Here is a 24044-nt window from a genome sequence, read left to right as displayed (position 1 = left end):
TTATTTAAAACGATTCGATAATTTTCGTAGTTGTTCCAAATGACCCTCAACCACAATGATATCACCATGTTGTAATACCAAATTGGGGTCTACCTGATATAAAATATCTTTGCCACGCTTGTGTAATATGACTTTAATTTCTGAGTTGTACTCACAAATGGTTTGAAAGCGAGTGCCATGTAAATTGTCTTTAATCTCAATTTTTACCATATAGCGATCATCTTCCAAAGACATATAACGGCTGACCATTGGATAGCTGAGCGACTGTGCAACACGGACGCCCATATCTTCTTCTGGGTGAATAATCTTATTGATTCCCAAATGGCTCAGGATCATATGGTGGGATTTTGATTTTGCTTTTACCCAAATTTTTTCAATGCCAAGATTCTTGAGATGCAAAACACAGAGAATACTGGCTTCAATATCTTCCCCAATGGCCACTACAACAGCATCACAGTTTTGAATATTTAATTCATTGAGTACGTGTTCATCCGTTGCATCCGCAATGACAGCATGGGTTAATACATCAGAAATGTTTTCTACATATTTTTTATTACTATCGATACCCAGCACGTCATGCTTTAATTCTACCAATTCAGTTGCAACAGTTGCACCAAAACTTCCTAAACCAATCACTGCAAATTGAGCCATGTTAGGTCCTTATTTTGTTAGGTGTATTATTATTTACACATTAAAATTTCATAATGTCTAATCATAGCGTTAATTGATGCTTGAAATGAAGTTTTGCTGCATTGACTGTACATTTAGTAGTAAAAGCAAAATGAATAAAATAATTAGGGTTTTCATATGAATGAAAAGAAAATTTATAAACAGTTAAGAAAGTGGTTTCCTGAGCTGAAACAGCATCCATTACCTAAAAAAAAGTATCGTGCAAAAGCAGAACATTTTTTAGCTTGGTTAAATGCTCAGGAAAATGAACAAACTTTTGAATATTTGATTGCATTGAACATTCATCAATATTTGGAAAATGGACTGGCAGCACATCCTGTTTTTCAGCACATGATCACTGAAATTGAAATGGTGCAAGCACAAATACAATCACGTGCAGATCCAATCTTAAAACACTATGAACAATTTGAGCATGTGATTGGACGGTTTTATCGAGTACAGGATCAAATTTTAGAAATCATCTTAGATGAAATTTATAAATTCCTGAAATCTCAGAATTTTGCGTTATTGTTGCTTTGGGGAGAAGAGCACTATTGGCTTGCCGTACCGAATCAGTCGAAAAAAATAGAAGCATTCTGTGCGTTATTTAATCAGCAATTTGATGGTGCTGGTTTAACAGTTGAAAAATATCAACCTTCTGAAATGTCTTGGTCTATTTAAATGACAAACAGAGCCATAAAGACTCTGTTTGGGTTGACTCAATTGATTATTTTAAGAAGCGTTGGTAACCAAGATTGTTAGTAATTTCCACGTATGGATAAGTAATACTTTCCAATGTTTCAATTAAGCCATCTGGATTTTGTTTGGCATCACTGGCTTCTAAACCGACCAAAACGCGACCTTCGGCAGCGCCGTGGTTACGATAGTGGAATAGGGTAATGTTATGGGTTGGACCTAAACGCTCAAGGAAAGTGAGCAATGCGCCAGGGCGCTCTGGAAACTCGACACGGAACAAGCGCTCATTTTCTAAATCTGCATGACCACCAACCAAGTAGCGAATGTGTAGTTTTGCAACTTCGTCATCAGAAAGATCATCGACATCATATTGAGTTTTGAGTAACTCATGAATGTCGTGGCGTTCTTTTTCACCACTTTTTAGGCTAATCCCTACAAAAACTTGCGCGGCAGAAGCATTGCTCGCACGATAGTTAAATTCGGTAATGTTACGACCTTGTAGTGCACGACAGAAGTTAAGGAAAGAGCCTTTTTCTTCTGGAATAGTTACTGCAAAGATCGCTTCTTTGTGTTCACCCAGTTCTGTACGTTCTGCGATATAGCGTAAACGGTCAAAGTTCATGTTTGCACCGCAAACAATTGACACCATGTTTTTACCGTGAATATTATGTTCTTCAACGTATTTTTTAATGCCTGCTAAAGCCATTGCACCAGAAGGTTCGACAATGCTACGACATTCATCATAAGTATCTTTAATGGCTGCACAGATTTCATCAGTATTCACCAGTACAACGTCACGCTCAACGATAGGCCCAGAGTTATCTGATTTTTGCAGTTGTAACACTTCAAATGGTTTTTCACCAATTTGTGCGACTGCTGTACCATCTGCAAATAGACCAACTTGAGGTAGAATCACACGTTCATTGGCTTCAAACGCTGCTTTTAAACAAGCCGATTCGTCATATTCAACAGGAATAATTTTGACATGCGGCGCAACATCGCCTAAATAAGCTGCGATACCTGCGATTAAACCGCCACCACCCACAGCAACGAATACATATTCGACATCACGCCATTGACGTAAAATTTCATTGGCAATGGTGCCTTGACCCGCCATGACCAGTTCATCGTCATAAGGGGGAATAAATGTCATACCTTCATCTTTGGCACGTTGAATAGCATATTTATTGGCAACATCGAATGAGTCACCATGTAGAATAACATCACCACCTAAACGTTTTACGGCTTGTACTTTAATGTCTGGTGTGGTTTTCGGCATAACAATAATGGCGCGAATACCTAACTTTTGACCAGATAAAGCCACGCCTTGAGCATGGTTACCTGCTGAAGCAGTAATAACGCCACGTTCCAACTGAGATTTCGGCAATTGACTAATACGGTTATAAGCGCCGCGTAGTTTGAAAGAAAAGACAGGTTGTAAGTCTTCGCGTTTAAAGCGAATGTTGTTGTTTAGTTTTTCACTAATTCGTGGCGCTGCTTCGAGTGGGGTTTCGATTGCAACGTCGTATACCGTTGCTTGTAAAATTTGTCGAACCAAACGAGACAGCATGTTAATTTTCCATCTAACAGTTTAAAATAGGCGTTTATTGTAACAAACCCCTGCACATTTGCGTTTTAAAATTGCGCAAAACGTGAAAAAAAGTTGAGTGATGTCATGAGTCTATATGCAAGCCAAGATGAGAAAAAACAAGCAGCAGCGAAAGCCGCTTTAAAACACTTACCAAAAGGCGGCATTTTAGGAGTGGGTACAGGCAGTACCGTTAATTTTCTAATTGATTTATTGCCAGAACTTCAACTTGAAGCGGCTGTTGCGAGTTCAGAAGCAACCGCAGAACGTCTAAAGAAACTCGGCATTGAAGTGGTTGATATGAACCATGTGGGTGGTTTAGATGCTTATGTCGATGGTGCAGACGAAATTGACCGTCACATGCATATGATTAAAGGCGGTGGTGCTGCACTCACGCGTGAGAAGATTGTCGCTTCTATTGCGAAGAAATTTGTGTGTATTGTTGATGATTCAAAATGGGTTGAGCAATTGGGTCGTGAGTTTCCATTACCTGTGGAAGTCATTCCAATGGCGCGTTCTGCTGTTGCACGTAAAATCGTAAGCTTAGGCGGTGACCCAGTTTATCGTGAAGGCGTAGTCACTGATAACGGCAATGTGATTTTAGATGTTTATAACTTAAATATTCTAAATGCGCTTGAATTAGAAAAGACCATCAATAACATTCCGGGCGTGGTGTGTAATGGTATTTTTGCATTAAACAAAGCTGATATTGCTGTCGTTGCAACAGACAACGGCATTGAAGAACGTACTGCTGTTTAATTTTAAATCTCCCCATACCCTGAGCAAATTTTAAAGCACTGCTTTAAAATTTGTGCAAGAAAACTCATTTAGTAAAATTATTACTTATTAGTTTTCTCCCTTCTTTCAAAAAGGAGGGCTGGGGAGGATGATTAAATAAAAGAATAATATTAATGACCTTAGCAGACTTACCTGACATACAAATCACTCATCATGCTCGTGCAACACGGTTACGTTTACGTGTTGAGCCTACTCAAATTCGCTTAACCGTTCCGAAGTTTTGTAGCCAAAAACAAATACAGGCTTTCTTGGGTGAGTCTGAGCAATGGATGATTGAGACTTGGCAAAAACAACAAAATAAAGTGGGGCAGCTTGATCGAAGCCTACCGATACAATTGAACCTGTTTAATCTAGAGCAACCTTTACCAGTTCTTTATAAAACACAAAAGCAATCTTTTATTTTTGATGAACAAAATCATCAGCTTTGGGTGAGTGATCGACAGCCTGAACAATATTTAAAAGCTTTTGTCATTGCTTATGCAAAGCAGCATTTACCACTTTATTTGGCACAAATTGCTGGTGAGACGGGTTTACAATATTCGCAGTGCAGTATTCGGCAACCTAAAACGCGTTGGGGGAGTTGTAGTGCGAAGCACGACATTATGTTGAATAGTGGTTTAGTGTTGTTTCCTTTGGAAATTACACGCTATGTGTGTGTACATGAATTGGCACATACCGTTTATTTTGATCATAGTGCTCATTTTTGGGCAAAAGTGGCTGAATACGATCCAGACTTTAAACAGCATCGTCATACCTTAAAAAATACAACATTACCTTTTTGGTGGTTCTCTTCTTGAAATACCTAAATTTTACGATGTGATTGATGTGGTCGATTTGAGTTTGAATGAGTCAATAAATCATCTACACTGCGGTTACTTTTAGTACAAATTTTTGGTATTGGGCGTGAATTTTACAGATACCCATTATTTTATATTAATTGTTCCAGCTTGCCTGATCTTAATGGGAAGCTTGTTTTTAATATGCCATTATTTTTATCAGGCTCCCAAATACTTATTTTGGCTAGGTCTAGGCTATATCGTGCCTTCTTTTTCAGTGGCAGCACAAAGCTTTATGTCTAATTTGGAGTTGGCTTTGTACGCGCCTTTACTGGGAGGGATGTATTTATTTGGGGCTTGGGCAAGCGCTTATGCAATGGCATTAAGGAAAAAAGCCCATGCGCATTCGTATTGGTGTTTTGGTTTAATTGTGATAGCACTATTGTTGCTGAGCTATTTTTCATATGTAGACAATGAATTATGGATCAGGATGTTGATTCTTAATTTTGCTATCGCAACAGTTGAGTCGTTGGTTTTATTTTCGATATTTAAAAATTATCAAAACATTGATATATTTAATAAAATTGTAGATTTTTCTTATTTTTTTATTGTAATTTATACCTTTGTACGCAGTTTAATTATTTATCTATTTTTAAGTAATATTGAAGCGGACATGTTGGTCACCTCTGTTTGGTGGTTAATTATGCTTGCTGCAAGTATTTTTTTAAGCATGTGGTTTGCGATTGTTCTGTTAGGAACTTTGGTGCGAGATATTATTCATAAGTTGAATGATGAGCGTCAGAAAGACCCATTAACCAATTTATTAAACCGACGTGGTTTTTATGAAAAAGCCAAGTCAGTACTTTCATATACATCTCAAGATACCTTTTTTTTACTGATGTGTGATATTGATCATTTTAAGCGTATCAATGATCAACATGGGCATTTGATTGGCGATAGTATTCTGCAACATGTTGGGCAGATTATTCGAGAAAATGTTCGAGATCAGGATTTGGTTGGGCGTTTTGGTGGTGAAGAGTTTATTCTGCTGCTACAAGTAGACGACCAACATCAGGCTTATACAATTGCCGAACGTATTCGGGTCAATATAGAAACTAGTCAGTTATCAGTCAGCAAAATATCAGTGACTGCCAGTTTTGGTTTAGCGCAGATCTTTGAGCAAGATTTTATACGGGCAATTGGTGTTGCTGATCAATTACTGTATTCCGCGAAGCGATCTGGACGGAATTGTATAGGTTTGGATCATACCAAAGTGATTTCCCCCTGCATTGAGTTAAAGCTTTAACAACACTAAAACATATAAAATCCAAGTAAAACAGTTTAGAAAGCCTCAACTTCCTGTCATACTACGCAGTTACAAAATGGCTGCTTTTGAATAGGGGTAAAACGCGTGATTTCAGTAGGTATTGTTGGTGGAACAGGTTATACAGGTGTTGAATTGTTGCGCCTATTGCTTCGACATCCAAATGTACAAGTCAATGTACTGACATCACGTACTGAAGATGGTCGCCGTGTCGATGATATGTTCCCTAGTCTACGTGGGCATACAGACCTGAAATATTCAGACTTAAATATCGAACAATTAAAACAGTGTGATGTGGTGTTTTTTGCGACACCGCACGGCGTAGCCATGAAGCATGCAGAAGAATTGGTCGCAGCAAATACTAAAGTAATTGATTTAGCAGCAGACTTTCGTTTGCAAAATTTGGTGCAATTTGAAAAATGGTATGGCATGCAACATGCTTGCCCTGAACTGCTTAAAGATTCGGTCTATGGTTTATCAGAACTGAACCGCGAAAAAATTAAGCAGGCAAATGTCATTGGTAATCCTGGTTGCTACCCTACAACGGTACAACTTGGCTTAGCACCATTGTTTAAGCATAGCGACACATTGGTTAAACCTGAGAGTATTATTATTGATGCGAAATCAGGTGTTTCTGGTGCTGGACGCAAAGCCAGTATGGGTATGATTTACACTGAAAATGCTGATAACTTCAAAGCTTATGGTGTAGCAGGACATCGTCACCATCCTGAAATTGTAGAAGCCTTAGAAAATATTTCTGGTCAAACCGGTGTTTTTGATCAAATCTTATTTGTTCCGCATTTGGTACCTATGATTCGTGGCATGCTCAGTACTATTTATGTGGACCTAACGGATGCGGGTGCTGCTGTCGATTTACAAACATGGTATGAACAATTCTATGCAAACGAAAGTTTCGTGGATGTAATGCCTGAAAACAGCTCACCTGAAACACGTTCAGTACGCGGGGCCAATCAATTGCGTATTGCTCTATATAAACCACAACCTAAGAAATTAGTGGTTTTAGTTGCGCAAGATAACTTGGTCAAAGGTGCTGCTGGTCAGGCTGTTCAAAATATGAACTTAATGTTCAGTTTTGCTGAAACAGCAGGACTAGAAGGCATTGGTTTATTACCATAAAACTTATTAAATACCTTCACACACATTTAAATTTAGATTTAAATGTGTGTTTTGAATAATTCAAAATAAGAGATGACGATGCAGAATACTGACTCGAACACTACGTCACAATCGAATGAACCTGTCAAAAAGCCTTTTCTTGAAACCAATTTACCTTTGGTGATTGGTGCTGCCGTTTTGGTACTCGGAAGCGGGTTTATTGGCTATTCGGTCGGACATCGGCAGGGTTTAACAGTGGTTGGTTATGATGCAGATGCCGAACAACTGGTTGAAGTTGTACAAAAGCAAAAACAAACGCTTGAAGGCTTAAACAAAAGCATGAATACCGCGGTACAAGAGCGTGATGTTGCAGTCAGTAATTCAAATGATTTATTCACTGCACTCAATCAAGCGAAGGACAGTGAAAATCAGGCTAGAAGTTTGGGTGCACTTTATCGTGAAGTGTTGCGCCAGCGTGGTGGTCTAAGCTTAACTATACAAAATTTAAGTATTAAGCCTTTACCTGAAAATGCTTTTGAATATCAGCTAGATTTAGTGCAAGTTAGCCCAAGTAAACGTAATACTTCTGGGGAAGTAGCCTTACATCTTATTCAAGGCACTGAAGTTTTGGTTGTTCCAATGGAAGATAAAAACTTTAACTTTGATGAATACGAGCGTTTGACTGGGCGTTGGACAATGCCTAAAGGCTTTACCCCACAATTTGTAGAAGTTCGTTTAACTGGAACGAATACACCTGTAATTAAACGCTTTAGTTGGGCGAAAGGGAATGCAGTCGAGTCACCATCTGCCAATATCTCTGAAATTCCTCAAGCTGAAGCAAATGCTCAATAGTTGTAAATGATCATATGCGAAATTCGAAACGCCCAATTTGTCTAAACGACATTAAAAGTAGTTTTTATCAGTCTGGTTTAGTCGACTGGCATTTTAATCCGCGTTTAGTGGATGAACCTCAGCACGATGAGCATGGGGATGTTGCTGTACAAACTGCGCCACCCGAATTAAAGCGTCCATCTTTGTATGCTGTCGTTTTAATGAACGATGATTACACCCCAATGGACTTTGTAATTGAAATTTTACAACAATACTTTGCAATGAATCTTGACCAAGCCACTCAAGTAATGTTAACAGTACATTACGAAGGTAAAGGTGTTGCAGGCGTATATCCAAGAGACATCGCGGAAACCAAAGCGAACCAAGTCAATAATTACGCTCGATCTCAAGGTCATCCACTACTTTGTCAGATTGAGCCAAAAGATTAAGGGGGTTACATGCTCAGTCGTCAATTGGAAGTATCATTACGTTTGGCTGTAAGCATGGCTCGTCAAAAGAGACATGAGTTCTTAACAGTTGAACATTTATTATTGGCATTACTAGACAACGACTCTGCTGTGAATGCATTAAAAGCATGCGGTGCAGATATCATCGTCTTACGGAAAGAATTAGAAGAATACGTAGAACAACATACTCCGAAACTTGGTGAAAACAGCGATCAAGCACCACATCCCACTGAAAGCTTTGATCGTATTCTGCAACGCGCCATTTTCCACGTACAATCGAGTGGCGGTGACCGCACTGTAGAAGGGGCAGATATTTTAGTGGCAATGTATTCCGAACGGGATTCATTTGCGGTCTATTTATTAAAACGTCATCAAATTAATCGTTTAACTTTAACGCAATACTTGTCGCATGGTACGCGTAAAGATGAAGTCCAAGTTGAAGAGGAAGCCGAAGAGTTGGATGGGGAGTCCACATCTTCAGCCAATGCAGGTCCATTAGAGCTTTACACGACCAACCTGAATCATGAGGCACAAAAAGGCAAAACTGATCCGCTCATTGGTCGTGAAAAAGAAATTGAGCGCGCGGCACAAATTTTATGCCGTCGCCGTAAAAATAATCCATTACTCGTTGGTGATCCAGGTGTGGGCAAAACTTCTATTGCAGAAGGTTTGGCTTGGCTTATTGTTAATGGTAAGGCACCAAAGCCGCTTGCAAATGCTGAAATTTTTAGTCTAGACATTGGTGCATTAGTTGCTGGGACTAAGTACCGTGGAGATTTCGAAAAACGTTTAAAACAATTGTTAAATGCGTTGAAGAAAAGACCTGAAGCTGTCTTATTTATTGATGAAATTCATATGATTATTGGTGCTGGCTCAAGTATGGGGAGCACAATGGACGCATCGAATTTAATCAAGCCAGCTTTAGCGAATGGATCATTGCGTTGCATTGGTTCAACCACATTCCAAGAATACCGACAAGTGTTTGAAAAAGATCATGCACTTTCACGTCGATTCCAAAAAATTGATGTTAATGAGCCATCTATTTCTGAAACGATTGATATTTTACGTGGCTTAAAATCTAAATTTGAAGATTTTCATCATGTGAAATATGACGATAAGGCACTGGTTTCGGCAGTAGAACTGTCTGCGAAATTCATCAATGATCGTTTTTTACCAGACAAAGCGATTGATGTAATTGATGAGGCAGGCGCACAGCGTCGTTTGAAAGCTGAACAAGATGAAAGCTTGATTACTGTTGAAAATATTGAAGATATTGTTTCGAAGATTGCTCGGATTCCACCGAAAACAGTATCCAAAGATGATAAAACAGTTCTGGAAAATCTTGAACGTGATTTAAAACGCGTAGTGTTTGGTCAAGATGAAGCAATTGATGCATTGTCTTCTGCCATTAAGCTGTCACGCGCGGGTTTAAAATCTCCAGACAAGCCTGTCGGAAGCTTCGTTTTTGCAGGTCCTACAGGAGTTGGTAAAACAGAAGTCACCAAACAGTTGGCGAAGTTGCTCGGTGTTGAACTGGTTCGTTTCGATATGTCTGAATATATGGAGCGTCATGCAGTTTCACGTTTGATTGGTGCACCTCCAGGTTATGTGGGTTTTGACCAAGGGGGCTTGTTAACCGATGCGATCCATAAGAATCCACATTGTGTATTGTTGCTTGATGAAATTGAGAAAGCACATCCAGATGTCTTTAATTTGTTATTACAAATTATGGATCATGGCTCTTTAACTGATAATAATGGTCGTAAATCAGATTTCCGCAATGTGATCTTGGTTTTAACCACGAATATTGGTGCAGAAAGTATTTCTCGTATCAGTATTGGTTTTATGGAACAAGACAATAGTCGTGATAATCAGGAAGCGATGAAACGAGCATTCTCTCCAGAATTCCGTAACCGTTTGGATGGTGTGATTCAATTCAAAGCACTCCCTACGACTGTTATTGAGAGTGTAGTAGATAAATTCTTGACTGAGCTGCAAGCGCAACTCGATGATAAGAAAGTCATGCTTGAAGTCGATCAGAGTGCGCGTGAATGGATGGCTGAACATGGTTATGACCGCCTCATGGGTGCTCGACCAATGCAAAGATTGATTCAAGAGCATTTGAAAAAACCACTTGCTGAAATGATTTTATTTGGTGAGTTGGCAGAACATGGCGGCAATGTAGCAGTTTCTGTGAAAATGGAAAATGGTGAAGCTGTTGGTTTGAAACTTGAAGTGTTTGAAGATCAAACTGCTGAACCTGCTTAATTTACCTTTTTGTCAATAACCCGTGTTTACACGGGTTATTTTTTGCTTATTTTTTAGTAGCGCTTTATTTATATTTTCTGACGGTGACAAATATCTCTATGGATATGCCATTAATCAAAATTTTGAGCACATTTTTCTTATTTGTACTTACAGCAATTGCTGAGATTTTAGGTTGCTATTTTCCATATTTAATTTTAAATCAAGGACGCTCTTATTGGTTGTGGATCCCAACAGCGCTTAGTCTGGTAATTTTTGTGTGGTTACTGACTTTGCATCCTGCGGCATCGGGACGGATTTATGCTGCTTATGGAGGAATTTATATTTTTACTGCACTCATGTGGTTACGATATGTCGATCAAGTCATGCTTTCAAGATGGGATGTATTGGGTGGGGCAATTGTATTGACTGGGGCAGCAATCATTATTATGCAACCCCAAGGACTCATCCGTTAAACTTAGTTATTCAAAATTACAGTCTGAGTTCTTTAAAGTTAGATTATAATTTTTTTGTTCTGAAGTGAGTTTAATTTGAACTTGATATGGATTTACTCTTTGGAATTGATGTTCGAAAAATTTAGGACAACTATGAACCAATGTTTTTTTCATCATTTCATGAACTTGATCATCACCAATGTCTTGGGCAAATTGTTTAAAGTCTGGCGAAGTAATTAGTCCTGAAATTTCCATCCGATTTGCATATAAGCGCATTTTTTCAATCACGATGTTTTGATCAAGTTGATAGGGCATCGTACGAGAATCTTCATCACTTATGTAATCTAAAATTTCATTCAGCGCAGTTGAATTTTTAACGGTGTAATTTGTATCGACGATCTTTTTCTTTAATAAATATTGATCTAAATCTGTAGGTTGTGCCAAAGCAATCATGGTGAAAGTCGCGGTGAATACACCAAGAATAATAGTTTTTAATTGCATATGTTTAATCACTTATAGACATTATGGTTTTGATTATATCTTCGCCGAAATAAAAAAAGCACCTAAAGGTGCTTTTTTTAGAGGGATTTCTTAGTCTTTTTTAAGATTTTCATTAATAAGAAATTCAACCAATGCCTTTTGAGCATGTAAGCGATTTTCAGCTTCATCCCAGACTACAGCATTCAAATGGTCTAACATGGTTTCAGAAATTTCTTCACCACGGTGGGCAGGCAGGCAATGCATAAATAAACAGTCAGAGTGAGCGAGGTTCATTAAGCGTTCATTGACTTGATAATCAGCAAAAGCTTTTTCACGGATTTTTTGCTCTTCTTCTTGTCCCATGCTTGCCCAGACATCGGTCACGATCAAGTCAGCATTCACTGCTGCATCTTCCGCAGAGTCTACCAATTCAACACAGTGAGCAAACTCAGATAAGAATTTCTCCTGTGGTTCATAGCCTTTCGGTGCAGCAATTTTTAATTTGAAGCCCCACATATGTGCCGCTTCGATATAAGAATTACACATGTTATTGCCATCACCAATCCACGCGACTGTTTTACCTTCGATTGACCCACGATGTTCTAGGAAGGTTTGCATGTCGGCAAGTAATTGACATGGATGATGGTCATCTGTCAAAGCATTAATCACAGGAACTTTTGAATAAGAAGCAAAACGTTCAACAATATCGTGTCCAAAAGTTCGGATCATGACAATATCTAACATGCTTGAAATAACACGTGCTGAATCTTCAATCGGTTCGCCACGACCGAGTTGGGTATCTCGTGGAGATAAGAAAATTGCACTGCCCCCAAATTGGCTCATTCCTGCTTCAAACGAAACGCGTGTACGGGTGCTCGATTTTTCAAAAATCATGCCCATAACTTTACCAACGAAAGGTTGAAAAACTTCGTTGTCGTGCTGTTTTCGTTTCAATTCGATTGCACGATGCAAAATTTGGTTGAGTTCTAAAGTCGATAAATCGCGTAAAGTAAGAAAGTGACGTAGAGCCATGGTTACTCCACAATAATTGCTGTTTCATGTACAACAATTAGTTGTTGGTTGGTTAAAAGAAAAGACTAACAGTTATATACTAAAAATGTTAGGAAATGCAAAAAAACTAGGTTTTTTGATGACCGTCTAAGAAGCGGTCGACACAATAATGAATATATTTTAAGTTTTCTTGCTCATTTTCTTGTACATAGATATTCATCAGCACTTGCCATTCTAAATTACGTACGATGCCAAAAAAGAGTTGGGCGGAATATTGCGGTTCTTCGCACCGAATAAGTCCGAGCGCATGGGCTTTAGTTAATATACAAGCAATCGCATTTTGAATATGCTTTGGACCTTGTTCATGGATATGTTGAGCAAGCTGCGTACTACGCTGGGTTTGTTCCATAATGAGACGAAAGAACGAAGCATTTTCAGGTAAGACAAGATGAATTTGTAAATGCAGTAAAGTTTGAATGAGATAATGCCGTAAGTCGTCTTTCTCAATATCGAAGGGCATACAAATATCTTTAAAAAACTGCTCACGACGGTAGTCACAGATTGCGGTAAATAGACCTTCTTTATTGCCAAAATATTTGTAGATCGATGCTTTCGAGCCACCCGCATGGTTGACGATATCGTCTAATGAAACAGCATCATAGCCATGTTGTAAAAACAACTCATTTGCACTTAATAAAAGTGCAAGACAACGCTCATGCCCACGTTTGGTATGTGGCACATCACGTGCGAGCGGTTCTAAATCTGCTATATCATGCATGTTTTTGAAAAGTATCTTTAAAAATCACTTGAAATTATAGCAAAAGTTTGCGCAATTTTACTTAATCCATAGTATTTATATGTATTTCTCATGTTATGAGATTAATTAATAACACTATATTTATATATTGTTCTTGTGCATTAATATTTAGATTGGTTTGCTTATAACATGGAGTAAAGTTTCTCCATGTTATATTGTTATTTAACTTGTTGTGCTATTGAGTCGATTAAACTTATTGTGCAATCACTTTGACTAAAATGGTCTGACTTTCTTCAAAGTCATCTTGAATTTGTTTACGCTGTAACTCCTTGCTTTTCACTTTGAAATCTCGATTTTGAAAGTGAATAACTAACGGAATTTGATCAAAATATTGGCTATCTGCATCTAATTCCTCTTCAAACAGTGATGTGCCAAGCTGATAATCTTTACTTTTTAAAACCACATATTTGACGGTTGTTTTCATTGTAATCTCTGCCTTTGTTTCTATGCTTTATTTTTAGTTGTATCAGTTTTTAAGCGCGGAATAAACCGTTATGCTTGGGGGGTGACTAGGAATTAGACAAATAGTACTTTAAATGGCGTAATGAAGTGTAATGGGGAAATTATGCTCAAGCAATGTTGTAATGAATTAGAACGCCAGCAGCTTAAAATAGCATTTATAGAAAGTGCCAGCTCAGGTTTTTTATGCAGCCAATTTTCTATTTATAAACATAGCGGTGCAGAAATTTTATTGGGCAGTTTGGTCTGTTACGATCCGAGTATTAAGCTACAAGTGTTGCATATTGCCCCAGAATTAATTCAGCAATATACAGCTGAGTCGGCAGAGGTTACACGAGCTTTGGCAAATGAGGGGAAAAAACTATTTACCAAAGCCGATGTGATTGTGGCTTGTACAGGTTTATTAAAACCTGGCGGTAGTGCAACCACAGAAAAACCAGAAGGGACTTTTTTTATTTCAATTCTTTTTTCTGGGAAATTACATGATTATCGTTATTTGATTACAGGGACGCCACAACAAAGATTAAATGTACTGACAGAAAAAGTCGCAGCGTCGGTTTTGTTATTAATCACGATGGACAGTAAATTGTCTGCGAAGTAAGAAAGATTAGAGGTTTGGCTAATAATGTTTTATTTTTGTCTATAAATGTCAAAATTTGTCACACTTTTGGGTTGTAAATGTAGCTTAAACGTGTCTAAATAGGACTACCATCTTAATATGGGGGTGGGGTATGAACGCTTTAGAATTATTAATAACGTCATCGTCGGTTGTGATGTTGATGGTTGTAGTTTATGCCTTTGGGCAAATGATGCATTAACGACTTTGAAAATATCATCTTATTTTTAAAAGTCAGATAAACCCTAGTTATAAAACTAGGGTTTATGCTGTGTGGTATAAAAAGAACAGCTTCTTTTTTAACTCCACCAATAACGCAAAATATGAAAAAAAATCGGTGCTGAGAAGCAAATTGAATCTATGCGGTCTAACATACCGCCATGACCATGAATAAGTTGTCCCCAGTCTTTGACACCTCGGTCTCTTTTAATTGCAGACATGACCAAACCGCCAAAAAAGCCAAAGATACACACAATCAATCCAATGAGTGCTGCTTGCCAATAACTAAAGGGTGTTAGCCATTTCATAAGAATGCCTAGACCTGTTGCCAAGAAAATACCGCCTAAAAGACCTTCAATGGTTTTGGATGGTGAAAGTATCGGTGCAACCTTGTGTTTTCCAAATAGTTTTCCGCAAACATATTGCAGCACATCAGAGGCTTGTACCACAATAATTAGCCAGATGGCTAACCAGATTTTTTCGCCTTGAAAGCCAGGTAATTTTAAATTGATGAGTGCCGGAACGTGCGAAATACAAAACACACAAACCATGAGTCCCCATTGTATTTTGGCACTGCGCTCTAAAAAGTGTTTGGTGTCTTCCTGTTTCAAACTAGCGATTGGGATTAACAGAAAAACATACAATGGAATAAAAATGGAATATAGACCGTACCAATCGATATAGACCAAATAATATTGATAAGGAATAACAAAATAAAAAGCGATCAATAATGGAAAATAATCACCACGGCGTGTAGGCAGTAGACTGATAAATTCTCTCAGTGCAAAAAGTGAGATAATTGCAAAAAGTAAAATAAAAGTAACTTTTCCCATTAGTATTGCTGTAGCAAGCACAATGAGCATGACCCACCAAGCATTGATACGTGCGTTTAAATTATCAATAACAGGTGAAATTTGCTGAGCAGTACGTTTTTTTAAGATCCAGCCCACGGTTGAGGCAAAGACCAATATTCCAGTAAAAATTGCAAAGAGCAAATAGGTTTGCTGTAAGTTGGTTGCTGTCATTGGAACTCAACCTCTTTCAATTCTAATAATGCTTTCTGTGCTTGCAATAAAAAGTCATTTTTATCTGTATGGACTGTGAATGTTAATGGAGCACCAAAAATCACAGTCGATAATAAGGGTAATGGGACTAAAGCCCCTTTGGGCATGACACGTTTAAGATTCGAAATCCAAACAGGAATGACTTCAACTTCTGGAAATTGTTGGCTTAAATGATATAGCCCACTTTTAAAGGGCAAGAGTTCGACATCATCATTTAAATTACGCGTTCCTTCAGGGAAGAAAATAATAGAATCGCCTTGCTGAAGTACATTTTTAATCGGTTCAAGTGGATCTGATTGCCCATTATGATTCCTCTGAATCGTTACACCTGTAAATGTGTCATGAATAAGAAAACGTCGAAAGCCATCTTTTAGCCAATAATCTGACGCTGCGACTGGTCGAGTTCTACGACGGATAGGTGTTGGCAATGATGACCATAGTAAAATAAAATCGATGTGGCTATTGTGATTGGCATAGTAAATTCGCTGCTTGGTGGCAGGTTTGCAACCGACCCATCGACTACGTGCACCTGTTAACAGTCGTGCGCTACGACGGGTTAAAAAAGCAATAAAACGTGCCAGTGACTGAGAAAGAAAATGGGCTTTATGATCGGTTTCAGTTGAGGAAGAATTTGTACTTTGCATAACGTCACCGAGTTTTATTTTTGTTGTAATAAAAATATCATGAGCGATATTAAAACGATATATTGGCATAAGACCAGAAATACATGAAGCTTAAATAAGCGCATACAGCCTTGAATGCGAATATCCCAGCTACGCTGTTGCTTTTTAGCAGGAATGAGTCCTAATTCGAGTAAACTCTGGTCAAGTATTTGCGTTTTTTGTACTATGGATTGTGCATCTTCAATGTGCTCTGAGTTAGTCCCCATCAAACTTAGCAGCTCGGCATCGAACTTAATTCGAATACTAAGATAATGTTGAAGTAGACATAAAATAAAAATAATGATGAGAGAAAGATAAACGGCAATCGACTGCCAAGCATAAAAAAAATAGCACAGAACAGATAAGGTAAATGAGATATAGCCTGCATGACGGATACCGTCTGTATTTTGTAGTAACTTGGCGACAATCAGTAACTTCATGTCTTGACCTGCTGTAAATATTGTTTTTGGTAGGTGTCTATCGCTGCGAGTTGCTGAGCATTCAGTACAATCCAAGGTCGAGCCTGACGAATGATTTGAATGGCATCATCCACTCGACTGGCATGTCCAGTTTGGAGCAACCATGCAGCAAGTATACTGCTACTGCGTGAATATCCTAAGGCACAAAAAATCAGAACTTTCTTATTGCCGTACTGTGAAGACATCAGTTGATTCAATGCTTGTACTGCAAGATTTAGCTGTTGTGCTTGTAATGGAATGAGGTCAAGACTTAGATATTGCTGATAATCGTGTAGTGGTTCTAAAGGAAGTTCAGCGCAACAGTCAAATAAACCATCATACTGCTGCATGTTTTGAGTTGAAGGAATTCTGCCTAGAAAAATCTGAGTGTTCTCTTTGGTCAGAATTAAAGAATCGTTGGGATGTGTTCTGGTCCAGATACGGCTATTGAGTTTTGCGAAAAGAAAATAAGGCGCAAATAAGATCCACGCTGCAATGCTCATCGTGCCATCGGCTTGTTTCTGAAAAAAATGTGGACGATTCAGGCTATAAGCACAAGCAACCAAGAATAAACTGCTTGCGGGATAAGCCAACCAAAGCATCCATCCTTTAAAAAACAGAGCTAAAAATGTCAGAAGGAGTGCTGCAATGAGGTAATAACTGCCTAACTTGAAATGCTTTAAAGTTCGCTGTTGTACTTTTTGTGTTTGTAATGGAGATGATGCATACAACGGAAATAACCACAAACAGAATGCCCCAACCCAAATGCCAGTAGGGATATCAATAAAATGATGCTGCCATGTGGTTAGTACCGATACACCAATGAGAAAACTCCAAAGATCGACAAACCAGCGATAAGAGGAAGGCACATGACGACGATAGAAATCCCACAAGATCATTAACAGGACAATATGTAAGGATGGGGCTTGATTAAAGGGTTTATCAAAACCCATCAGAATATCAAACCAAACACCGAAGAAGCCTTGTAGTTCGGGGCGCTCAAAACTGAATTTCAGTGGAAATAATAAAAAACAGCCAATAGAAATCAGTTGTGCGCTGAAAAGTCGCAACACATGCTGTTTGAGTTCAAATTTATTCCAGCACAGCAACAGCGAAAGTCCATAAAATAAGTCGATTGACCAATAAGGAACAATCGTCCATGGCCATAGCGGAATATATTTTTCCCAAGAGAACACAATGCTTGGAACGTAATTCAGCCCCGCAGCATAATGATTGGCAAAGCCGTAACTTAAAAAGAAAAAAGGGGCAAGAAGTAACAGGCAGAGTATTCCCCATTTCCATGTGCCTGCCTGATGTGTGAGTGCCTGCATAGAATATTACGACTCAATTTTTTGCGCGACAGAAACCGTAAAAATACCGAATTCATCAATGCATTGATCAATTTTCTTAAATCCAGCTTGTTCGACTAAAGCATCCATCTCTGCCTGTGAACGTAAACGCATGACCCATGCTTCGCCTTGACGATGTGAGGTGAGTGCGCGGGCAATAAACTCTTGCTGCGGATGCCAAATCTGTCCCGTATAAATCAGATAGCCATCTTTGAGCATGGCTTTATACAGTCCAGCTAGGGACTGACGTAATAAATCATTATCACTAAACAACTCATAGAGTCCTGAAACAACAGCTAAGGTTGCTTTCGGTTTAATGTTTGCGAGAGACGCCGTATCAAAGGCATCGGCTTGAACAAAAGTTGCAATTTCGTTTAAGCCTCTTTCTTGAATGAGTGTTTGCCCAGCTTTGACATTGAGTTCGCTATAATCACGTAGCAGAATAGATTCGGGTTGTTTAGGTAATTGTGCAACCGCATCTAAAATATAACGCCCATGTCCAGCCGCAATATCTAAGATACGAACAGGGTTACGTTTTTTAACCAATAATGCGGCATATTTTTCCAGTAGAGATTCGATATTTTGTTTACGAGCTCGAATGCCACGCCAACCAATGGCATTTAAATACTGTTGATCAATGACTTTACCCAGTAAATTCTGGCTTTCTGGTTGATTACGATAGACAAAGTCTAGGGTGCTGCCAGAGTCATAACCTGTTTGTTCGCCAATTTTAAGGCCTTTAGAAAACTGACTACCAAATTTGAGTTGACGTTGAGTCAAATCCCAAAACAGTTTCTTAAGAGATGTTTTTGGTAGTGTCTGACTAAATTGTTCAGCAGTTGAGCAACTTGCGCCAATTTTATCGGCATTTAAAACGTCAGGCGTATCATAAGGATGTGCAAAACACTGTTGAATAAAGCGACGGACTTTTTTAATGGCAATCTCACGGTTTTGTTCACCTAAAGTGTCGTGAAAAAAGCCGTCTAAAACATGAAATTCTTTATTGGGATGCGCCAAACGTTCATAAAAGTCTCGTTGTGGTTTCTGCTCTACCACAAAGTCGGCACCTGAGCACAAGATTTGAGTAGGTACATAGATATTTTGGGCATCTTTAACCAATCGTTCGGCAGCATCATACAGCCCAAGCAACATACGTACAGAAATGGCTCTGGCAATTTTCGGGTCATGATCATACTGCTGGGCACGGTCTAAATCATGCGTGAGCATTTTGGCTTTGACATAACTTTGGATAAAGAAATTGCCGCGTAATTTATTCAGTAACGTTAAACCTTGTTTAGCAAAGGGGACATACAACTTAATATCAAAGGCAGGGGATGCTAAACATAAGGCACGAATTTTAGGGGCATAGTCATGTACCCATGTCGCTGCCAATACAGCCCCGACACTTTGAGCAATAATCGCAATATTCTCAGATGGTATCGCATAGGTTTTTTCAATATGTTGAATAAAGTATTGAATGTCTTTCACACAAGCAGAAAAGCTGGGTGCATCGCCACGTTCACCAGGTGATTCACCATGACCGCGTGCATCCCATGCAAAAAAATCAAAATCAGGAAGATCTAATTCTTCAACCAAATGCGCCATACGACCCGAATGTTCATGCCCACGATGAAACATCACAATGGCTTTTTTCTCTGGGTTATGCGGTGAAGCCCAGTGTTGATAGAACAAGGGTGCACCATCATGGCTAATGAAATGTTGCTGACTATTGTTATAAGGCATTCTTTATTGTCCTAATGATCAATTAATGTGAAGTAATTTGAATCGCATGACGTATGCGGTTATAGATGGTTATCATGAGCAAAAGCGCAATGACGGCTAATAAGCCATTACTCATTAATTGTTGTAGTTTAAATGTGACATGTTCTGAAAAATATTGGCTGAGTGTATAGAAGATAGCCAAAAGGCTAAACCAGAAAGCTCGGTCGCTTTTCCCCATAGGCCCATCATAACGGCGTTCTTGACCAATCACAGGAGCCATGACTCCTGCATATTCGCTGAGGATGGCTAAGAATACGACGCATAACAGTAAAGGCGCAGATATACAGCTTAAAACGATAAAGCACAAATATAGCGCCGTATCTGAAATCACATCACACAATTCATTCAGATAAGCACCCAATTTAGATTGTTGTTTGAATTCGCGTGCCAACATGCCATCAATTGCATTAAATGCCATGCGAATAAGCATCCAAATGGGAACAAGTAGGAAATAAAAAGCATTTGCCTGTGTTGGATTGCTAAAAATAAAACCTAACCAACCTGCTAAAAGCAACGAAATGAACATGGCAAATAAAGTAACCTGATTTGCCGTAATGCCATGTTGATATAAGCGACGAACGAAAGGTCGTAATAAATTCTGAAAAGCAGGTTTAAGCTGATAAATAGAAGGCATTGGCTTTTTTTAAGTATCGTATTTTGCTTGAATTGTACCCATTTCAGGAAGTTGAATTCAAGCTAGATGAATTTCAAAACTAATAGCCTAAGTAGAATTCACATTTTGATTATGAAATGCCTATAATTATGCGGTTTATTTCAAGAGTAGAAGCAAGATGACGCCAGCCTGCAAATTACTAAAAAGCAAAAAAATTGATTTCTCTATTCATGAATACGAGCACGATGCCAATGCGAAAAGTTTTGGTTTAGAGGCAGCAGAAAAGCTGAACTTAAAAGTAGAGGAAGTGTTTAAAACACTTTTAGTCACTGATGATAAGAACTATTACGTTGCAATTTTACCAGTACATCATTTACTAAACTTAAAAAAAGTAGCCGCTGCGGTTGGGGCAAAAAAAGTGCATATGGCCGATCCTAAAGATGCCGAGCGCTTAACAGGTTATTTGGTTGGAGGCATTAGTCCTATTGGACAAAAGAAAAGACTTAAAACTGTGATTGATGAAAGTGCTCAAACCTTAGCAAAGATTTACGTCAGTGGTGGAAAACGTGGCTTAGATATTGGGCTGGCACCACAAGATCTGCGTGAAGTATTAAGTGCAGTGTTTGCAGATGTGGTTGATGAATAATTGCGATATTTTGTCCGATGAACTTAAGCTTATTTTTGAAGTGTTGCTGACCTGATGATTCAGGTATCTGATTTTGCTAAAAGGTACATGCAGTTGTTTTATGATTTGAGTCTAGATTGTATTATTTAATCAGATGATTTGTTTCGATAAAGTCAGAATGATAATATGCCCGACCTTAATATGTAGCAAACAGGGATGAAGTAAGATGGGTAAATGTAGGATTATAGCAACGCTATGCATGAGTCTTTTGCCTTTATGGGGGTGTTCTGTAGCACCTGTAACAGCACCTCCATCACCAGTTGCCATGATACCTATTCATGACTCAGATGTGATGACTCGACAATTCACGACATCATTGGCCGATTTAACGCCTGTTGCGCATAGTACCCGACCTTCCGCCGTGATCTTTTTTAATAAAGGTGTGAATGCCAAAAAATTTAACAAAGCATTGTGTGAGGGCTTTGTACAATTAGAAACTGCCGAGGATGTTGAGGCGAGTGAAGGCGTGGCTATTGAGCATCAGGTTGTAACTAAAGTGCCTGTAACAACAAATTTGTCGCAAAATACCCGTGATTGCGATTTGATTTTAAGGGTATATGACTACAATCTTGCGGAAAGTGAATTGGTTAAGCTCAACCCTAAGTTGGTGTATTCAACTGGCCCTTTTATCGCGGTATATAATCCTAACTCTTCTCAGATAGATCAGATTATTGATTTAAGAGGTACCTCTACAACAGATTTGAAGAAATTTGGGAAAAACTGGAGTGCTATCTTTACTCAGGCAGCTCAGCAGTATGAGCAAATAAATGCAAATAGATCAAATTTAAATGAAGCAAAAGAATTCAATATTTGGCTATTCGTTCGAGATTTATTTCAGGCTTCGGTCTGTGTCACAGACCCTAACCTGATCTACATTTTTAATGAGCCTGCTGGAAAAATAGCAGATATTGTATGTAAAGGAACGAAGGTATAAGTTTGTATAAGCCCATCTGAGAATGGGCTTTTTTATGCAGTTTGCTTACCAAGCCTAGATCGCGTAGTATACACGTCCAAAGTTGGATACGTCCTGATATCCATTTTACATGCTTTGCTGATGTAAATATTATAAGTTCTAGGCAAAATGCCTCTTTATAGAATAATCTCCAAACTCCCGAATGGTCTTATTTATGAAATACTTTTTGTTTGCAAAGGCTCAATATATGAGTAATTAAGTTGATTTTTTTAAATGGCTGGACCACAGCAAGAGCCATAAATGGCGATGAAATACGTGTGAAAATTATCCCTCTGAAGCGAAAACAAAATAATTTATCTGGTGTGAGCTGGGTCGAAGTGGGCAAACAGATTGAATTTGAGTCTGGTGAAAAATGCTCTCTCAATGTTGATGGTAAATCGTTTTATACCGCGCTGCACAAACTTTACAAATTAAATAGTTAAATATTCTATTATTTAGTCAATAAAGCGTGTATAGTTGTGCGCGCTAGAACAATAATTTTATTGTGTTTACTGATTTTATTGTGTTGTTGATTTTCATCCTGCATTTTATTAAAAGTTTATGTTTAATAAATTATTTTCTATTATTTGCTCAATCGTATAGGAAATATATTATGTCTAATTTAACTACTGGTACTGTAAAGTGGTTCAATGAAACTAAAGGTTTTGGCTTTATTGCTGCTGACAATGGTGAAGATGTATTCGCTCATTTCAGTGAAATCCAAACAAATGGTTTCAAAACTTTGCAAGAAGGCCAACGAGTACAATTCACTGTTACTGCAGGGAAAAAAGGTGCTCAAGCTAGTGGTATTACAGCAATCTAAGCTTTAATCCATTGCTTAAAGTATAAAAGCTCGCTTTAGGCGGGCTTTTTTATTGCATAGTGAAAAGTATGGAGTTTGGTCATTTTAATTCAAATCTGTTTGTTTTTCACACAATAAGCAAGTAATTTAAAATAAAGTTTGCTTTATCTTCCAGTAGGGCGTATAAAGTCAACTCGTTGATGCGGGATGGAGCAGTCTGGTAGCTCGTCGGGCTCATAACCCGAAGGTCGTTGGTTCAAATCCAGCTCCCGCTACCAACGAGAAAAGATTCAAAGTTTATAGCCCAATCTTATTAGATTGGGTTTTTTTATGCGTGATTGGTCGCTTTGAGACGAGTAATCCACACATCGAATGCAGTGTTTTATAGGTGTGTGTTGCAGTGAAAGTGTTGGTTCATTGTCATGTTGGCTTATTTAATCGTTATGTCTGCTATGCGGAAGACTGAGCTGCTTCTTATCGTTCTTCTATGAGCTTTCTATTGTGAGCCTCTTTGATCCTATGTGGTGAGTGATCCTGTAGATCAATTTAATCAACCACAGATTGTTTTCTAAAATAAAACTTTAACTGATTCGAGTGTACGAAAAGAGCCTGAAATTTTTGATGCCTTTTTAGCTTCATAAGTGCTTTATATTCTATAACTCTATTTTGAGTTGGACTTTTTATTTACTGGTTATTTGAACTCAATTCAGGTACAAGTAAGCAAGGTATAGAGTAGAACAATAGAGGATAAATACGTGAGTGACTTGAATTTAGAGTTTTTAGATCAGACCATAGATAAGTACGAAGCAAAAGACAAAAAAATTAAGAAAATTCGTGTTGGATATAAACTATACGCAAAATTTATGGCTCATCAAAAGTTCGCGGATGAAGTAATTAATTCAGCATTAGATCCAGATAAGCGTAGCTATCGAGGTATTCGAGTTAAAATTACCCATGATGATTATGAATTAACTTTTCTAATGAAAAATTAGTTTTTGATGCTGTAATTTTAATTATTTAACCTACTCAATATTTTGGGTAGGTTTTTTTATTGTTTTTAAAAAGCCTTGGTAAAAAAAGCCAAAGTAGATTTTTTGTTACATAAACTTAC

27 protein-coding genes and 1 tRNA gene are annotated in these 24044 nt (G+C 38.3%); 16 read left to right on the top strand and 12 right to left on the bottom strand.

Translation table 11 applies throughout. The features are described 5' to 3' along the window. Nucleotides 1-651, bottom strand: a complete 651-nt coding sequence (locus tag DCO44_RS07710) for a potassium channel family protein (RefSeq protein ID WP_116760646.1) — start codon at nt 649-651, stop codon at nt 1-3. A 156-nt stretch (nt 652-807) separates the two neighbouring features. Here DCO44_RS07710 and DCO44_RS07705 point away from each other — a divergent pair, with 156 nt between their 5' ends. Then, nucleotides 808-1350, top strand: a complete 543-nt coding sequence (locus DCO44_RS07705) for a hypothetical protein (protein ID WP_116760644.1) — start codon at nt 808-810, stop codon at nt 1348-1350. A 46-nt stretch (nt 1351-1396) separates the two neighbouring features. On the opposite strand, the gene ilvA is transcribed toward DCO44_RS07705, so the two are convergent. Beyond that, the gene (ilvA, locus tag DCO44_RS07700) at nt 1397-2935 is read right to left on the bottom strand and encodes a threonine ammonia-lyase, biosynthetic (protein ID WP_116760642.1); all 1539 of its coding nucleotides are present in this window, start codon (nt 2933-2935) and stop codon (nt 1397-1399) included. A gap of 105 nt (nt 2936-3040) precedes the next feature. Here ilvA and rpiA point away from each other — a divergent pair, with 105 nt between their 5' ends. From rpiA to DCO44_RS07660, 8 genes are all read left to right on the top strand, one after another. Then, nucleotides 3041-3712, top strand: coding sequence for a ribose-5-phosphate isomerase RpiA (gene rpiA, locus DCO44_RS07695; protein ID WP_116760640.1), 672 nt, complete (start codon nt 3041-3043; stop codon nt 3710-3712). 152 nt (nt 3713-3864) lie between these two features. After that, entirely contained in the window at nt 3865-4548 is a 684-nt protein-coding gene (locus tag DCO44_RS07690; protein WP_116760638.1) for a SprT family zinc-dependent metalloprotease, read from the top strand. A gap of 163 nt (nt 4549-4711) precedes the next feature. Next, nucleotides 4712-5833 carry a GGDEF domain-containing protein gene (locus DCO44_RS07685; RefSeq protein ID WP_116760769.1) on the top strand — a complete coding sequence of 374 codons (1122 nt, stop codon included), beginning with the start codon at nt 4712-4714 and terminating at the stop codon, nt 5831-5833. Nucleotides 5834-5938: 105 nt separating this feature from the next. Further along, a complete protein-coding gene (gene argC / locus DCO44_RS07680) occupies nt 5939-6988 on the top strand; it encodes an N-acetyl-gamma-glutamyl-phosphate reductase (protein WP_116760636.1) in 1050 nt (349 codons plus the stop codon). 78 nt (nt 6989-7066) lie between these two features. After that, a complete protein-coding gene (locus DCO44_RS07675; protein WP_116760634.1) occupies nt 7067-7819 on the top strand; it encodes a DUF6776 family protein in 753 nt (250 codons plus the stop codon). A 14-nt stretch (nt 7820-7833) separates the two neighbouring features. Continuing rightward, nucleotides 7834-8247, top strand: coding sequence for an ATP-dependent Clp protease adapter ClpS (clpS, locus tag DCO44_RS07670; RefSeq protein WP_116760632.1), 414 nt, complete (start codon nt 7834-7836; stop codon nt 8245-8247). Nucleotides 8248-8256: 9 nt separating this feature from the next. Next, nucleotides 8257-10533, top strand: a complete 2277-nt coding sequence (gene clpA / locus DCO44_RS07665) for an ATP-dependent Clp protease ATP-binding subunit ClpA (RefSeq protein WP_116760630.1) — start codon at nt 8257-8259, stop codon at nt 10531-10533. Nucleotides 10534-10631: 98 nt separating this feature from the next. Further along, entirely contained in the window at nt 10632-10985 is a 354-nt protein-coding gene (locus DCO44_RS07660) for a YnfA family protein (RefSeq protein WP_116760628.1), read from the top strand. A gap of 6 nt (nt 10986-10991) precedes the next feature. Here the strand turns inward: DCO44_RS07660 and DCO44_RS07655 are convergent, their stop codons facing one another. The 4 genes from DCO44_RS07655 to DCO44_RS07640 form a co-directional block, all read right to left on the bottom strand. Continuing rightward, a complete protein-coding gene (locus DCO44_RS07655) occupies nt 10992-11465 on the bottom strand; it encodes a hypothetical protein (protein ID WP_228157530.1) in 474 nt (157 codons plus the stop codon). A 90-nt stretch (nt 11466-11555) separates the two neighbouring features. After that, the gene (gene argF / locus DCO44_RS07650) at nt 11556-12476 is read right to left on the bottom strand and encodes an ornithine carbamoyltransferase (RefSeq protein WP_116760624.1); all 921 of its coding nucleotides are present in this window, start codon (nt 12474-12476) and stop codon (nt 11556-11558) included. A gap of 106 nt (nt 12477-12582) precedes the next feature. Next, nucleotides 12583-13233 carry a TetR/AcrR family transcriptional regulator gene (locus DCO44_RS07645; RefSeq protein WP_116760622.1) on the bottom strand — a complete coding sequence of 217 codons (651 nt, stop codon included), beginning with the start codon at nt 13231-13233 and terminating at the stop codon, nt 12583-12585. 232 nt (nt 13234-13465) lie between these two features. Further along, nucleotides 13466-13696, bottom strand: coding sequence for a hypothetical protein (locus DCO44_RS07640; protein ID WP_116760620.1), 231 nt, complete (start codon nt 13694-13696; stop codon nt 13466-13468). Nucleotides 13697-13837: 141 nt separating this feature from the next. On the opposite strand from DCO44_RS07640, the gene DCO44_RS07635 reads away from it, so the two are divergent. Then, nucleotides 13838-14332, top strand: coding sequence for a CinA family protein (locus DCO44_RS07635; protein ID WP_116760618.1), 495 nt, complete (start codon nt 13838-13840; stop codon nt 14330-14332). A gap of 314 nt (nt 14333-14646) precedes the next feature. On the opposite strand, the gene DCO44_RS07630 is transcribed toward DCO44_RS07635, so the two are convergent. The 6 genes from DCO44_RS07630 to DCO44_RS07605 are packed head-to-tail and all read right to left on the bottom strand — an operon-like array spanning nt 14647 to nt 20515. Beyond that, complete coding sequence (locus DCO44_RS07630) at nt 14647-15591, bottom strand: phosphatidate cytidylyltransferase (RefSeq protein ID WP_116760616.1); 945 nt, start codon at nt 15589-15591, stop codon at nt 14647-14649. Further along, nucleotides 15588-16274: a lysophospholipid acyltransferase family protein gene (locus DCO44_RS07625; protein ID WP_116760614.1), complete on the bottom strand. Its 687-nt coding sequence runs from the start codon at nt 16272-16274 to the stop codon at nt 15588-15590. The genes DCO44_RS07630 and DCO44_RS07625 overlap by 4 nt, the downstream gene beginning before the upstream one ends. Nucleotides 16275-16288: 14 nt before the next feature. Beyond that, complete coding sequence (locus DCO44_RS07620; RefSeq protein ID WP_116760612.1) at nt 16289-16732, bottom strand: hypothetical protein; 444 nt, start codon at nt 16730-16732, stop codon at nt 16289-16291. Next, on the bottom strand, nt 16729-18081 hold the full coding sequence (locus DCO44_RS07615; RefSeq protein WP_116760610.1) for a phosphatase PAP2/dual specificity phosphatase family protein: 1353 nt from the start codon (nt 18079-18081) through the stop codon (nt 16729-16731). Before DCO44_RS07615 ends, DCO44_RS07620 begins: the two co-directional genes overlap by 4 nt. Before the next feature lie 6 nt (nt 18082-18087). Further along, complete coding sequence (locus DCO44_RS07610; protein ID WP_116760608.1) at nt 18088-19842, bottom strand: bifunctional alpha/beta hydrolase/class I SAM-dependent methyltransferase; 1755 nt, start codon at nt 19840-19842, stop codon at nt 18088-18090. Nucleotides 19843-19864: 22 nt separating this feature from the next. After that, nucleotides 19865-20515 (bottom strand): CDP-alcohol phosphatidyltransferase family protein, encoded by a 651-nt coding sequence (locus DCO44_RS07605; RefSeq protein ID WP_116760606.1) that lies wholly within the window; start codon nt 20513-20515, stop codon nt 19865-19867. A 157-nt stretch (nt 20516-20672) separates the two neighbouring features. On the opposite strand from DCO44_RS07605, the gene ybaK reads away from it, so the two are divergent. From ybaK to DCO44_RS07575, 6 genes are all read left to right on the top strand, one after another. Continuing rightward, on the top strand, nt 20673-21140 hold the full coding sequence (ybaK, locus tag DCO44_RS07600) for a Cys-tRNA(Pro) deacylase (protein WP_116760604.1): 468 nt from the start codon (nt 20673-20675) through the stop codon (nt 21138-21140). Between the two features lie 238 nt (nt 21141-21378). Then, the gene (locus tag DCO44_RS07595) at nt 21379-22113 is read left to right on the top strand and encodes a hypothetical protein (RefSeq protein ID WP_133243152.1); all 735 of its coding nucleotides are present in this window, start codon (nt 21379-21381) and stop codon (nt 22111-22113) included. A 239-nt stretch (nt 22114-22352) separates the two neighbouring features. Continuing rightward, complete coding sequence (locus DCO44_RS07590) at nt 22353-22574, top strand: transposase (protein WP_116760600.1); 222 nt, start codon at nt 22353-22355, stop codon at nt 22572-22574. 170 nt (nt 22575-22744) lie between these two features. Then, nucleotides 22745-22954, top strand: coding sequence for a cold-shock protein (locus DCO44_RS07585; protein WP_016167826.1), 210 nt, complete (start codon nt 22745-22747; stop codon nt 22952-22954). Between the two features lie 180 nt (nt 22955-23134). Further along, nucleotides 23135-23211, top strand: a tRNA-Met gene (locus tag DCO44_RS07580). Between the two features lie 477 nt (nt 23212-23688). Further along, the gene (locus DCO44_RS07575; protein ID WP_116760598.1) at nt 23689-23925 is read left to right on the top strand and encodes a hypothetical protein; all 237 of its coding nucleotides are present in this window, start codon (nt 23689-23691) and stop codon (nt 23923-23925) included. Nucleotides 23926-24044: the final 119 nt, after the last annotated feature.

The sequence above is a fragment of the Acinetobacter sp. AM genome, from assembly GCF_003105055.1.
In the GTDB taxonomy this organism is placed as follows: Bacteria; Pseudomonadota; Gammaproteobacteria; order Pseudomonadales; family Moraxellaceae; genus Acinetobacter; species Acinetobacter tibetensis.
The sequence above is the reverse complement of the archived record's forward strand: the minus strand, read 5'-3'. Positions and strand labels throughout refer to the sequence as shown.